This window comes from Aquimarina longa SW024 (genome assembly GCF_001401755.1).
GTDB lineage: Bacteria > Bacteroidota > Bacteroidia > Flavobacteriales > Flavobacteriaceae > Aquimarina > Aquimarina longa.
Window position 1 is genome coordinate 780,467 of sequence record NZ_KQ474099.1, and the last position, 14,371, is coordinate 794,837.

The 14,371-nt window shown below is 31.3% G+C and carries 14 protein-coding genes; 6 read left to right on the forward strand and 8 right to left on the reverse strand.

Features of this window, described 5'->3' with window-relative positions:
- Positions 1-26: 26 nt before the first annotated feature.
- The 4 genes from N456_RS12270 to N456_RS12285 all read right to left on the reverse strand — a co-directional run bounded on the left by N456_RS12270 (position 27) and on the right by N456_RS12285 (position 4,669).
- Positions 27-1,031 (reverse strand): vWA domain-containing protein, encoded by a 1,005-nt coding sequence (locus N456_RS12270; RefSeq protein ID WP_062057309.1) that lies wholly within the window; start codon positions 1,029-1,031, stop codon positions 27-29.
- 2 nt (positions 1,032-1,033) lie between these two features.
- On the reverse strand, positions 1,034-2,683 hold the full coding sequence (locus tag N456_RS12275) for a BatD family protein (protein ID WP_062057311.1): 1,650 nt from the start codon (positions 2,681-2,683) through the stop codon (positions 1,034-1,036).
- Between the two features lie 6 nt (positions 2,684-2,689).
- On the reverse strand, positions 2,690-3,556 hold the full coding sequence (locus N456_RS12280; RefSeq protein ID WP_062057313.1) for a DUF58 domain-containing protein: 867 nt from the start codon (positions 3,554-3,556) through the stop codon (positions 2,690-2,692).
- A 111-nt stretch (positions 3,557-3,667) separates the two neighbouring features.
- Positions 3,668-4,669, reverse strand: a complete 1,002-nt coding sequence (locus N456_RS12285; protein ID WP_062057316.1) for an AAA family ATPase — start codon at positions 4,667-4,669, stop codon at positions 3,668-3,670.
- A gap of 312 nt (positions 4,670-4,981) precedes the next feature.
- Between N456_RS12285 and N456_RS12290 the strand changes: the two genes are divergently transcribed.
- From N456_RS12290 to N456_RS12300, 3 genes are all read left to right on the forward strand, one after another.
- Entirely contained in the window at positions 4,982-5,737 is a 756-nt protein-coding gene (locus N456_RS12290; RefSeq protein WP_062057318.1) for an SDR family NAD(P)-dependent oxidoreductase, read from the forward strand.
- Positions 5,738-5,986: 249 nt separating this feature from the next.
- Positions 5,987-7,123: an ATP-binding protein gene (locus tag N456_RS12295; protein WP_062057320.1), complete on the forward strand. Its 1,137-nt coding sequence runs from the start codon at positions 5,987-5,989 to the stop codon at positions 7,121-7,123.
- 34 nt (positions 7,124-7,157) lie between these two features.
- The gene (locus N456_RS12300) at positions 7,158-7,886 is read left to right on the forward strand and encodes a metallophosphoesterase family protein (protein ID WP_062057322.1); all 729 of its coding nucleotides are present in this window, start codon (positions 7,158-7,160) and stop codon (positions 7,884-7,886) included.
- A gap of 240 nt (positions 7,887-8,126) precedes the next feature.
- On the opposite strand, the gene N456_RS12305 is transcribed toward N456_RS12300, so the two are convergent.
- The 3 genes from N456_RS12305 to N456_RS12315 form a co-directional block, all read right to left on the reverse strand.
- Positions 8,127-8,765: a LysE family translocator gene (locus N456_RS12305; RefSeq protein ID WP_062057324.1), complete on the reverse strand. Its 639-nt coding sequence runs from the start codon at positions 8,763-8,765 to the stop codon at positions 8,127-8,129.
- A gap of 100 nt (positions 8,766-8,865) precedes the next feature.
- Positions 8,866-9,456, reverse strand: coding sequence for a Crp/Fnr family transcriptional regulator (locus N456_RS12310; RefSeq protein WP_062057326.1), 591 nt, complete (start codon positions 9,454-9,456; stop codon positions 8,866-8,868).
- 654 nt (positions 9,457-10,110) lie between these two features.
- Positions 10,111-11,532 carry a serine hydrolase domain-containing protein gene (locus tag N456_RS12315; protein WP_062057328.1) on the reverse strand — a complete coding sequence of 474 codons (1,422 nt, stop codon included), beginning with the start codon at positions 11,530-11,532 and terminating at the stop codon, positions 10,111-10,113.
- 1,005 nt (positions 11,533-12,537) lie between these two features.
- On the opposite strand from N456_RS12315, the gene N456_RS24470 reads away from it, so the two are divergent.
- The 3 genes from N456_RS24470 to N456_RS12325 are packed head-to-tail and all read left to right on the forward strand — an operon-like array spanning position 12,538 to position 13,696.
- Positions 12,538-12,702 carry a hypothetical protein gene (locus N456_RS24470; protein ID WP_158447882.1) on the forward strand — a complete coding sequence of 55 codons (165 nt, stop codon included), beginning with the start codon at positions 12,538-12,540 and terminating at the stop codon, positions 12,700-12,702.
- Positions 12,659-13,426, forward strand: a complete 768-nt coding sequence (locus N456_RS12320; protein WP_148639310.1) for a hypothetical protein — start codon at positions 12,659-12,661, stop codon at positions 13,424-13,426. The genes N456_RS24470 and N456_RS12320 overlap by 44 nt, the downstream gene beginning before the upstream one ends.
- 33 nt (positions 13,427-13,459) lie before the next feature.
- Complete coding sequence (locus N456_RS12325) at positions 13,460-13,696, forward strand: hypothetical protein (protein WP_062057333.1); 237 nt, start codon at positions 13,460-13,462, stop codon at positions 13,694-13,696.
- 48 nt (positions 13,697-13,744) lie between these two features.
- Here N456_RS12325 and N456_RS12330 read toward each other — a convergent pair whose 3' ends face one another.
- Positions 13,745-14,131 carry a helix-turn-helix domain-containing protein gene (locus tag N456_RS12330; protein ID WP_062057335.1) on the reverse strand — a complete coding sequence of 129 codons (387 nt, stop codon included), beginning with the start codon at positions 14,129-14,131 and terminating at the stop codon, positions 13,745-13,747.
- Positions 14,132-14,371 lie beyond the last annotated feature (240 nt).

Consider the following 14,371-nt stretch of genomic DNA (forward strand, 5'->3'; position numbering starts at 1 on the left):
CCTTACTAGAGGATTTTATTATTTTTTTATATAAAACTTCTAAATACTGTATATCGTAACAAAAACTCTATAAAAATTAACAGACCTGCCAGAAGTACTAGCATTCTAAATTTTTCTTCGTAATTATAGAATTTAAATTCTTCGATATCGGTTTTTTCTAATTTATCAATTTCTTGATAAATTTCTTGTAATTTTTTGTTATTTGTTGCTCTAAAATATTTCCCTTTTGTAACCTTAGCAATTTCTTTTAATAAATCTTCATCAATTTCTACTGGCACTCTACCGTATTGAAAAGATCCATTAGGTAATATTGCAACAGGAGCCAATGCCATACCATTAGTACCAATACCAATGGTATAGGTTTTTATTCCATATTCTACGGCTAATTCTGATGCTATTTTAGGATCTATAAAACCTGCATTATTAGAACCATCTGTAAGCAAAATAATTACTTTACTCTTAGCTTTACTATTTTTAAGTCGGTTTACGGATGTTGCCAATCCCATTCCTATCGCTGTACCGTTTTCTAAAACATTGTCATACACGACCCCTTTTAGACTACTTAATACGATAGACTTATCGCTTGTAATAGGAGTTTTGGTAAAACTTTCTCCAGCATACACTACTAATCCGATACGATCACTAGGTCGTCCTTTAATAAACTCTGCTGCAACTTCTTTTAGTGCCTCTAATCTATTAGGTTTAAGATCTTTTGCTAACATACTGGCAGAGACATCTATTGACATAACAATATCAATACCTTTGGTGGTTTTTGATTTCGTAGAGACATCTACTGTTCTTGGTCTTGCCAATGCTGTAATGAGTAATGATAATGCAAGTAATCGTAGTACAAATAGTACTGGTTTTAGTTTCGCTAGCCAACTACCAGAGGTTTTAAATCCTTTGATACTAGATATTTTTAGTGCGGCTTGCTGTTTATTTCGTGTCCAGACGTACCATGCTATTGCTAATGGAAGTAATAAAAACAACCAAAAAAACTGTGGATTTTCGAATGTAAAATTTTCAAACATCGTTATTTGGCATTTTTAAGTTCTACAGAATTAATAATACGTTCGGCAATAGCCTTTGCATATCGATCCTCTTTATTATACACAATGGTTATTTGTTGATATCCTCCACCTTCGGCAAAGTTTAACATCAGATAGTCATTCTTTTGTTTTTCCTTAGTAACTGGATTTTCTACTTCTAGATTCCCATATACTTTAATTCCTTTGGCTCCTCCCAGTGTTTCATACGCTTCATTCTTTACTGAGATATTCTTAGCTCCTTGTGCCTCAAAAGCTCCTACAGTACCTTCTACTGCTTTTTCTAAATCTACTTGGGTTGGTTTAGTATATTGGATAGTAGAAACAACGACATAAAAATCACCTATCATACTACCATACACAAAAGTCTCATTTCCTTTAAGGATTTGTTTTTGTTCCTCGGTCATTTGATACGCATTACGGATCAAAACTCTCGGTGTTGTAATTGTTACTGGTGGTGCTCCATAAGCACTAGTGATCCATTCTGACTCTGCTAGCTCTTTAGTAGGATGTCCTAAAAGGGTATCTTTTACCACATCATAGCCTTTAACAATAATAAAGATGAGTAGTGTAATGGCAAGTATTGCTACTCCTCCTATACTACCGAAGATTATTTTCTTTTTACGTATTTTCTCGGCTACTTCTTTTCTATACTCTTCATCAGCCAGTAATTCTTCTTCTGTGGGTTCTGGTATTGCACTTTTTGTTTTATGAATTACTTGTTCGATTACATTACGATCTGCTCTAGCTGTAATGACATCAGGCTTGGATTTAGCAAACTTAGCCATATCAGCTGTTTTCAAAACATTTTTAAGTTCTTCAATAGTAGTTTTATCTAGATGAAGATGACCTGATTTTATTTCTTCGTCTAGTCTTGCAATCAATTCGTCTGTGGTACTTTCCATTGCGTGGTCATATACCTCTTCATCGATATACTTACGTGCAGCATCACTTAATTGTGAGTAGTATTCTTTATGAGAATCTTTCTCTAATAAATGGGATTCATCAATCTTTTTTAATGTCAGTAGTGCTCTCTCATATGGAGGTAAGGTATCTTCTTTAGCTGCTTTACGTTTCTTTTTTCTTAATACAAAAAAAGCAACAATCCCTAGTAACAATAGTGGAATAGCAATCCACAAAATCCATTTTTTCCAATTAAAAATAAATTGTGATTCTACTGCTACCAAAGGTTTGATCTCATACATCTTTTGCTTGGTTGTATCGACTAGTACATCTTTGATTTCTACTTTTAGAGAGTCTGTAAAGAAGGTTTGATCTCCGATCATTACCTTTTGCCTTGGTATAGTGTACTGTCCCGAATCAAACTGGGTTAACGCATATTCTTTTAGTAGATGATACTGTTTTCCATTTCTGGAGGTATCAATTTTATAAGATTCGATCACTTCTAAGGGTGTAAAGCTTTGTCCTTCGGGGAAAACTACAATCTGAGTTGAATCTGCTTCAACTTGCATTGTATATCTCATCTCATCTCCTATCTCTATTGTTGTAGAATCAATTGTTGCCGAAACCTGAGCAAAACTTCCTACTCCCCATATAGAGCATATCCCCCAAACAAAAAGCTTCAGCACTTTTTGCTGTACTAATTTAGTATCAATTCGTAATTTGTAATTCGTCATTATAGATTATCCTCTTCTTTTAAAATAGCCTAATAATTTTTTAACATAGCTTTCATCAATCCTACTACTTAATGAACCTGCTCCACTACGGGTAAAACTATCTTTAAAGTAGTCTACTCTTTCTTTATAATATGCACTATAATTAATTCGTGTTTTTTTAGAGCTTGTATTAACCAATATTAATTCTCCTGTTTCTTCATCTTCCATCTGTACCATACCTATATTAGGGATTTCTTCTTCTCTTCTATCATACACTCTAATACCGGTAACATCATGTTTTCCTCCTACAATTTTTAAGGTACGTTGATACTCATCTGCTATAAAATCAGAAAGTATAAAAACGATGGCTTTCTTTTTCATCACATTAGACAAAAACTTTAGTGCTTCGGTAATATTAGTCTTCTTACTTTTCGGTTCGAATTCTAATAACTCTCTTATGATTCTTAATACATGAGATCTTCCTTTTTTTGGAGGAATAAACAATTCGATCTCATCTGTAAACAGAATTAATCCAATCTTATCATTGTTTTGAGTTGCAGAAAATGCTAATGTAGCAGCAATCTCTGTAATAATTCCTTTTTTAAATTGTTTTTGCGTCCCGAAGAGTTGCGATCCAGAGACATCAACCATTAACATCATAGTCAATTCTCGTTCTTCTTCAAATACTTTTATATAAGGTTCATTATACCGTGCCGTTACATTCCAATCAATAGTACGCACATCATCACCAAATTGATATTGTCGTACTTCGCTAAAGGTCATTCCACGTCCTTTAAAAGTAGAATGGTATTCTCCTCCAAAGATATGATCGCTTAGGCGACGTGTTTTAATCTCTATTTTACGAACTTTTTTTAGTAACTCCTTAGTATCCATAAGTCCCCAAAAGGGGGATTTTTAAAAGGTTTATAATTTGTTTTTGCTTCATTGTATGTTAAACTTTTATAATACCCCTCATTAGTTCTTCCTTGGGGGTAAGAAAAAAGTTTATGGCACTTCAATTTCGTTAACGATCTTATTAATAATGTCTTCAGAAGTTACGTTTTCTGCTTCGGCCTCATAGGTAATCCCAATACGATGACGCAGTACATCATGGATTATTGCACGTACATCTTCTGGGATTACATATCCTCTACGTTTAATAAAAGCATAACATTTTGCTGCTGTAGCTAAATTGATACTACCCCGAGGTGATGCTCCAAAATTGATGAGTGGTTTTAGCTCTTCTAGCCCGTATTTTTCTGGATATCGTGTTGCAAAAATAATATCTAGGATATATTTTTCGATTTTCTCATCCATATACACTTCTTTAACTGCTTTTTGTGCATTCAGAATCTGTTCTACAGAAACTACAGGGTTTACTTTTTCAAAAGACCCTTTTAGATTGGCACGAACAATTAACTGTTCTTCATCAATTTTTGGGTAATCTATTACGGTTTTTAGCATAAAACGGTCTACCTGAGCTTCTGGCAGAGGGTATGTTCCCTCTTGTTCTACTGGGTTTTGTGTCGCCATTACTAAAAAAGGCTTATCTAGCACAAACGTTTCATCGCCAATAGTCACCTGTTTTTCTTGCATTGCTTCTAATAAAGCACTCTGCACTTTTGCTGGAGCACGGTTAATCTCATCTGCTAAAACAAAATTGGCAAAAATAGGTCCTTTTTTAATCGAAAAATCATTTTCTTTCATATTAAAAATTAACGTCCCTACGACATCAGCAGGTAATAGATCCGGAGTAAACTGGATACGGCTAAAACTACCTTGGACAGCCTTAGACAGCGTATTAATTGCTAATGTTTTTGCCAATCCAGGGACACCTTCTAGTAAAATATGTCCTTGACCGAGTAACCCAATAAGTAAACGTTCGACCATATGTTTCTGACCGACAATTACCTTATTCATTTCTAAAGTTAGTAAATCTACAAAAGCAGATTCTTTCTCTATTTTCTGATTGATTGCAGCAATATCAATAGAATTATTCTCTTCCATCTATTTTTATATTTTTTAAAAGCGTGAATTTAATACTCCTAATCCAACATTGCAAATTGTCGAAATATTTTTCGCCTTCTTGTTAATTCTTGGTTAAATGTACTTTGTAAAATCTTTTATGACCACAACTTTACACTATATTTAATACTTTTTTGCAAAAAATTGGACATCCTTTTTTTATCGTTTTCACGATAATGTTATCAAAAGACGTAGCATTCATTAAGGTGTTGCAATTTTTTTCATACAAAGTATATAAAAAATTGGCATTATCATTTTTTATAGTATTTATAATAGTCCTAAAAATATATCGTAATGAAAACAGCATTAATAACCGGCGCTACCAGTGGAATTGGTAGGTCTACCGCTATAGAATTGGCAAAGCACAATATAAACCTTATACTATGCGGAAGAAGACAACATCGATTAGATGCATTACAGAATGAATTAAGTACTACTGTAAATGTACATACACTTTGTTTTGATGTTAGAGATAAAGACGCCGTTTTTTCTACTATAGAAAACCTGCCTGAAGCTTTTAGTACTATTGATATTCTTATCAATAATGCCGGAAATGCACATGGTCTTAGTCCTATCCAAACAGGAGATCTTGATGACTGGGATGCCATGATGGATATTAATGTCAAAGGTTTATTATATGTATCTAAAGCTGTACTCCCCAAAATGATTGCTGCACAATCGGGTCATATTATTAATATTGGATCTATTGCCGGAAAAGAAGTATACCCAAACGGAAATATCTATTGTGCAAGTAAACATGCTGTAGATGCTATTAATAAGGGAATGCGCATAGACCTTAATCCATATGGAATACGAGTAGGCGCTATCCATCCTGGATTGGTAGAAACCGAATTTAGCAACGTACGGTTTAAAGGAAATGATCAAAAAGCAGCTACTGTATATAATGGATTTGATCCATTAACCCCAGAGGATATTGCTGATATTATAGCCTTTGTAGTGACACGACCATATCATGTAAACATTGCTGATCTTATCGTATTTCCTACTGCACAAGCCAATAGCACTATAGTTAATAAAAAGATTAATTAATTATTTAATGAATACTCTATGGGGCAATCCTTGGAGAATTAGATCTTCGATGAGGGATTAAAGTTTAAAACAACGTGTCATTTTTTATCGTATTTATTCATTTTTCTCAAAGAAGAAAAACTGATGTTACCCCTAATAAGTCTTATCGTTAACAAAACTTTATAATTTCTTTATTTTCATTGTATTGCTACCCCAATAAAAATAGCTATGTTTATATTGGAAAAAACAATCGCTATTGCAATTTAAGGAATGATTAATAAACGGCTGCTTATTAAAAACTTATTAGCACATAATGACGAAAATAGTTTTTATGACAAAAAGCGTAAACTTAATATTAGTGAAAAAGAAGGTAAAGCAAAATTCCTAAAACATATCTGTGCATTAGCCAACTCTAACCCAAAAAACAATTCTTATATCGTCATCGGTGTTGAAGATGAAGATAATCTAATAATGGGAGTCGATTTTTTTGATGATAGTAAGATTCAGAATTTAGTAAATGCTTATTTATCTAATCCTCCTATTGTCTCTTATGAGAACATTCCTTTTCCTCACTTACCATCAAAAAAAGTAGTAGGATTAGTTACCATACGTCCTCAGGGAGGACAACTCTGTTCTCTGCGCAAAAATATCTGGAAATACTATGGTGGTAGTGTCTTTTTTAGAGATGGTAGCATTAGTATGCCTAAGGTTTTTGATATCGAGATCAAAGATGTCAATTCAGAGATTGTAAGTGCAATAGAAAGTCATGCTCAGAACAATATAGAGCTTACCTTAGATGGTGTTTTTGATTTCATTAATTCTAGAACAGACTACCAGCCTACCTATAAAGTTTTTAAAGAATATTTTGTAGTCTGCTGGGCGGCAAAAGAAAAACGACAAAATGGAGACATTTATTATTCTCGGGTCGATATCGAATTAATCAATGAGCATGTAAAGTTATTTTACTCAGAATTGGATGAAGTAAGTATCTCCATTACTGAGGATCAATTTAAGATCATAGAATATGTACAACTCGGCTTGCAAGACACTTTTAAGTACTACCCATTAGAAGAAGTAGTCATCACTTTTAAAGACAATGCTAGTTATGATATCGAGAACAAGCTCTTGTTCGAGCCACCTCAGTTTGATAGAAAAACGTTATATCACTTATACAATAGTAATAATGCAATCATCGACAAACTAAAGAACAAAATTCCGTTATCAAAAAATGATGAAAAAGACATTATCAACCTCCCTGCTACTTATTTAATCTGCTATTTTAATAATATTAATGAAGCAAAAGAAAAGCTAGAAGAAGCAAAACCTTACCTAAAAGCTTATAATGATACGATATACTCTCTTTATAAAGAAAGTATTAGAATCGTAAGAAAAGTACGATACAGTTAATTATGAATTATAAAACGATCAACCAAAACTAGACATGGGAAGAACCTTAGTAATTGGAGATATACATGGCGCATTACTGGCATTAAAACAAATACTCAAAAAAGCAAACGTAACCCCTGATGATACCCTTATATTTTTGGGAGACTACGTAGACGGCTGGAGTGATAGTGCCGCAGTAATTTCGTTCTTAATCGCTCTTAAAACCACTAATAATTGTATTTTTATTAGAGGAAACCACGATGAGCTTTGTTACATATGGTTAACAGAAAAAACACATAGTCCTGATTGGATAAAACACGGTGGGCAAGCTACAATAGATTCTTATGCTCAATTATCCAAAGAAGAAATCAATACTCATCTTCAATTCTATAAAAACCTCATCAATTATCATATCGATGACTATAATCGTTTATTTTTACATGCAGGCTTTACCAATCTTCATGGTCCTCATCAAGAATATTTTAGCAAAACATTTTATTGGGATAGAACACTATGGGAAACCGCTTTAGCCATAGACCCTAAGTTAAAAAAAACAGATATAAACTACCCAAAACGATTGGTACTATTTGATGAAATATATATCGGTCATACCCCCGTTACTCGAATCAATGAAACCACACCGGTACAATCTACCTGTGTATGGAACATCGATACAGGCGCTGCCTTTAAAGGACCACTGACCATATTAGACATTGATACTAAAGAGTGGTGGCAGAGTGATCCTGCCTATCAATTATATCCTAATGAAATCGGAAGGAATTAAAAAAAATACTTCCTCAACCCCTAAATAGCGCTAAGAAAACGGCTTATTCAATTGATTTACAACACTAATTATTTTGTAATCATTTATAAAAATATTGACTTATTCTAAAGTATAGACTTGTGCAACAGTTACTAGTGTTGTATACGGGGGGTATCCAGTTTTAGGTATCCTTAAGAGCAAATAGAATTATTGCCTGTTAGTAGACAAATTGTTCATAAATATGTTTTTTAGTTGAAGAACTTATTTTGTGAACAATGAAAGTGAAAAGAAACCTATTCCAATATAAACTATGCCCACAATATAACTTTGAATTCTAAGGTTTGTAAAATGACTTTTTAAATACTCGCCTAATTTATTGGAAAGAAATACAAAGACAAGCCCCCAAATCAATGCAATGATGATAAATAATAATCCTAAAAACAACATCTGTGAGGCTTCTCCTGCTTTAGAAGCATTAATAAATTGAGGTAAAAAAACTACAAAAAACAAGATAGATTTAGGATTTAAGGCACTTATTGTTACACCACTCCAAAAAGCACTTGAATCAATTTTTTTTATCAATCTATCTTTATGGAGATTTTTATTTGCGGTGTAAATAGTTTTAACTCCTAAAATTATTAAATAAAAAATACCTCCATATTTTATAATTGTAAACGCTAGGTCAGATTTTATAAGTATTGAAGAAAGTCCAAAAGTTACTGTAATAACGTGTAATAATGTACCTGTTTCAATTCCTAATACCGAAAGAATACCAGCCTTATACCCATCTTCTGTTGTTCTAGTGAAAATATAAAGAAAAGCTGGACCGGGTGTTATTACAAGTAATACTGAACTAACGATGAACATTAGAATAGTTTCAAAATCAGGTAACGTTATCATATTTTGTGATTTTATAAATCCCTACCACAGATTGTAAGTTATAGTGTAGGCATTTTTTTTCAAAAATATGTAGTATGTAATATGTAAACCTTAATGTAGATTAAGTGTTAGAAATAAGATTACTTTTATTGCGAAGTGAACTTAAAAACTCTGGACTTACTCCTAGATAAGAGGCTACTTGTCTTTGAGATAATCGTGGTTCTATATTTGGGTAATCTTGTAAGAAGTCTTTATATCTTTCTTTAGCAGAGCAAGAAAGATTTTGTTTTATCCTTCTTTCTTGTTTAAATAATAAATCGTTCCCAATCAATCGAAAATAACGTTCGAATTTTGGTATTCGGGTTAAAAGAGGTTCTATATCTATTCTTTTTAATTGAATTATTTCTGTATCCTCTATCGTTTCAATATCAAAAATAGAAGGGGTTTGAATCCAAAAGCTATTTTGGTCACTAATCCATTGATTTTCTATTGCAAATTCAAAAATACGCTCTTTACCTTCTGAATTAATGTAATATTTTTTAATACAGCCTTTTACTACATAATAATAGTTAGAGCATACTTTACCAGAGTTAAGAATAAATTCTTTTTTCTTAACTTTTTTAAAACTTAATACTGAAGTAAAAAAATCTATTTCTTGTTCATTTAGTATAATATACTGCTGAACTTTTTTTAATATTGAATTATAATCCATTAATTTAAATTTGATTCATCGCGGGATGGATGTGCTTGTTACTGATGTTTCTTGTATGGTGTATTTACATCCCTAAGGATGCATGTGCAATATAGAGCAAATTATTATTTGTTTTTTATTTTTTAGATTCCAGTAGTTTCTCGGTTTTTGTTAGTCTTTTTTCGATTGATTTTAACCCTGTCGATTGTTCTTTATTTCGTTAATATTAAAACCTTCTAGATATGATCCTTTTCATTTAGAGTCTTCTTTTGTTGATTTAAATTTGTATCTAAAATCCTTCCAGTTTTGACCAGTAGTATGAGATAAATCAACAACCTCGGAGCAAGCTTACGACGTATTCTTCTGAAAAAAAAATAGTTTGATGAGAGGCAAGCCTTGGGGAATTAAACCCTCAATGAGGGATTAAAACAATAAAACATTCTATATTTAACTCGCTTTATGCATTAGAACTTCGTTATAAAGTTTTGAGATATCATAAATACAGTGATTTTCTTAGTTTTAGCGTAGCATCGGTTAAAAGAAAAAATCAAGTGTAACACATATATATTTGCAGTAGCTCAAAGAGGTAATAGATTTTCTAATACATAAAGCAGGTTTAACCTAAGATTTGGAAAAAAACTTTACATAGGAGGATCTTGTTGTAGCCAGTTTCTTTTAGAGTTTTTGCATCGTTTCAATCCATTTTGCTGCATTGGAGTTATTAGGGTTAAGCTCTAATGATTTTTTATAGTTCTTTAGGGCTAATTCAATATTTTCTGCTGTAAAATAAGCTTCGCCTAAGCTATCGTATGCGTTTGCAGAATTTGGAAATTCCGAAACCATCAACTCAAAAATTGAAATAGCATTATCCACTTTTTTATCTCTTAAAAACTCGTATCCTAAATTATTTAATTCTCTTTCGTCCTCAAAATTATAGCCATCAATATTTTCATTTTTTAACTGATGATAATAAGAAATCCCATCTTTAATATTTGTTTTACATTTTTCTTGGATTGCCTCTTTGATTGAATGGTTTGGAATTAAATAAGGTTTATTATGTACTATAGCATTGATAGTATGGTCGATTTTCCAAAGTTTATGATTTGCAGTATTGGTAAATAAAATTACTGTAAGCCCATTATTCAGATTATGATCAATTAATGATTCATAATTAATATGAGAACCAGAATGTTGATGCCTAGTCATTACACCATCTTGAAGATTAGGTGCTCCAAGTGAAGTTTCGGTATAGTAATCTGTTGTAAAAGGGGTGTTTAAAATGGTTTTAGCATTAGAACTTATAATTTTTTCAGAGTGTATTGCAGAAATCCATTTATACATATCATCGGTTGTTATGTAAATACTCCCAGACATTTTATCGTATGTCGTTTGTTCTTCACTATTAGGTTTATCACTAAATCCCATAGCTAATTCAGAAACCTGTGTTAGAGGAGAAAGAAACGTATTTTCCATTTCTAGAGGTTTTAATAAATTTTCTTGCACATAATCATTATATGAAACTTTTGATATTTTTTCAATAATCATTTTCCGAAGAAAAATATTGTTATTGCTATATAAAAAAGCAGTACCTGGTTCAGTCTCTAATTTTTTAATATTCATCAGATCATTATAAACATCCTTATCATTCCTTACCTTCTCCCAATTATATTTTGGAAGTCCGCTTGTATAATTTAATAAATGATGAATTTTAATTTTAGTAGACCAATTCGGAAGATTTGGAATATGCTTAGAGACATTATCATCTAAATTGATTTTGTGTTCCTCGACAAGCTTCATAATACTAACGGCACTGAATTCTTTAGAAATAGAACCAATATTAAATAACATATTTTGCTTTAACTTTTTAGCTTTTAAACTGTCAGAAAACCCTAAACTGTTTTTATAAATAATGCTATCATTTTTTAATACAAGTATACTCCCATTAAAAAGCCCACGTTGATAACAAGTTTTCATTAAAGAATCTAACGCTGGATTATTACTATGAGCAGTTGTTAGTTTCTCGGGGATTTCTTTTGTATGATTTTTGCAGTTTATAATAAGAATCGAGCAAGCAATAATTAAAAATAGTTTTTTCATTAAAAATTTTAGTATTTGATTGATGTTTCTATCCAGAACAATAGTTAGGATTAATGATTATTAGTTTCTTAAAATTAGCTATAACATTTTTGTGTATAAAAAGTTACATGTTCCAAGCAACTAATTTAGCAAATACATCCCAAATAGAAAATCCACGAGGATTTTAGTAAATAGTTGACTTTATAATTAAAATTACAATACTTCTAAACCAGACCTTAAAGGTCTAAAAACATTATTTTTCTTGTACTACTGGTATAAAACAGATACATATATATCATCCCTAAAGTTGACTTTATAATCAAATCTATAATGCTTCTAAACCAGATCTTCAAGGTTTTAAAAACCTTAAAGGTCTAAAAATATTCATTTTTTTATACTACTGATATAAAGCAGATACATATATCATCCTTAAAGTTGACTTTATAATCAAAACTATAATACTTCTAAAAAGTAAACCGCTATAAGGAAATCAACAACCTCGGAGAATTAAACCCTCAATGAGGGATTAAACATCCTCCAAAAGATAAAACACTAATCTTTTGGGGGATTTTTTATATTCAAATTCGAACCTTTTTCATTCAAACTTGAAGAGACTGTTCAATCAACAACCTCGGAGCAAGCTCATGAGGTATGCTTCGGGGAACTAAATCCTCAATGAGAGATTAAAGTATCTCACTACTTTTTTAGTACCATTAAGGGAAAAAAATATTCATTTTTAACAAAAAATATTCATGCTATAACCCCTTAGCTATCAGTCTCATGATGTTGTTTTACTTACACAAAATCAAGCGTTTACGGTAAAACCGTATTTAAATACGCTACCTTCTTTAGTATATTTGACTGTTTTTAACAACATATAAAAAAATCAAATTAGTATGATACTGCCACACCATAGCATCTCCCCAAATCATTCTAGTCTGTATGGATATTAATTTTCATTTGGCTAAGGGTAGTCCCCTTATTTAGTTGTATTTTAGGGTACTAATCCATTAAATACATAACCAAATGAAAAATCGTATTATTTTAGTAAGCACATTACTTTTAGTTAGTATACTAAGTAGCTGTGAAACACAACCAATACAGGATGAAACAGGAATCGAAGAAGCTTTTAGCACAAATAAAGGAGATGTCATTGCCCCTGGAGAAGACGAAGGAACAGACGAACAATAAAAAACTAAGAATTATATGTTGGCTTGTTGCTATTGCTTCTTTAGCTTTAGTATCAAGCCATAATTTTTTTTCCACAAATAGTAAAGAAACTATAGCTAGAGAGAAAGCTTATAAAGAATTGATTTCCCAAAGAAACTCGGTGTATAAAACTCTTAAAGCCGAATTTATTAAAGAAAATAACTTAAACACCTCCAAAAATCGCGAATTGATGATGGAGTATATAAAAATTCAGGATCAAGCCTCTACTAAGTATAAAAGTCTTAAAAAAATACGTGAAGAAGTTAAAGTTTTTCATTTTAAGAATATGAATGTTTTTTTATATCAGGTAAGTATATTTATTATTCTTTTTATACTCTCTATTTTGTTTAAATACCTTACTCTTCAGCTAGAGTACAAATCACTTAGAAGAACCTATAGTTTTGTGTCTTTTGTTTTTATCTTCATATCTCTATATTATCTGGTGTGGGTCTTTTATATAAAATCAGATTTACCATACTTGGCTCATATAGCAGCAATATCTATAATTGCATTTAGTATCGCTATAGTAACTCATAGTACTATGTACTGGTTTTATAACAAAACCTATATAATATCCATATACAAGAGTAATATAAAAAAGCTTACTAGGCACATCGGTATCGATGTTAAAGAAAAATACATTAAGGAAGAAGATAGAAAAGATTATTTTGTAGATACCATAGATGTAATTGACTCTTTAGACTAATTTTAATTCTCTCCTCCCTTAGATACTCAAACAATGAAAAATCCTTTAGACATACTAAAACAAAAAGAAAAATATCTTGATCAAGATAGTATAAAAAGTCTTAAAAGAGACTATAATGATTTGATTCAGGAAAAAGAAGAAGAAATACAATCCTTAAAAAAGGATTTAAAAAAATCAGATCAATCTACAACCACACTAATAGATTTGTTCGATATATTATCACATGAACAACGCTATTTCTTATATCAGATAGAAAACATACACTTCTAATAATCAATTAGGCATGGTCTCAATCTTAGTTGTTTGTTTAGTTAGGTCTTAATTTCCTACTTTATCAACATCGATAGTTCCGTCTGGTTTTTTAGCCTTTACCAATATTTTTAAAGCCTCTATATCTATCGATTTTCTTAAGCCCACATCACTTTCTTTTAGTCTATCCAGATTTCGTACTACATACTCGCAGACCTCTTTATCAGATATCTTTCTTCCCTTAATATCATAAAATATACTATAGCTATCTTCTATAAGCGATGTATTAGGGCAATTTTCATATAATACTCTTGTAAACATTTTTAATTTAGTTTCTGGGATATTACCTCCAGACTCATAATTTACAATTGTTTTTTTATTAACACCTAAAAGTTCAGCAAACTGCTCTTGGGTCATACCCCTTTTCTCTCTTTCTTTTTTAATATCTAGGCTCATATACAGATTAACTTTGAGTAAAAAAGCTGTTTATTTTATATTTAAAGGTAAAAAAAACCTTAACTATTTTATAAAAGTCCAAAAACAGACTATACTTATAACATATAATAACAACAAGAAACAAATATATGAAAACAGTATTAACAATTAACCATTTGCTTCTCATTAGCCTTATTATTACCCAGTACCAGATAGCATATAATTGCTCCTGTATGATATAAAAACAATGCCCCTTTGTTA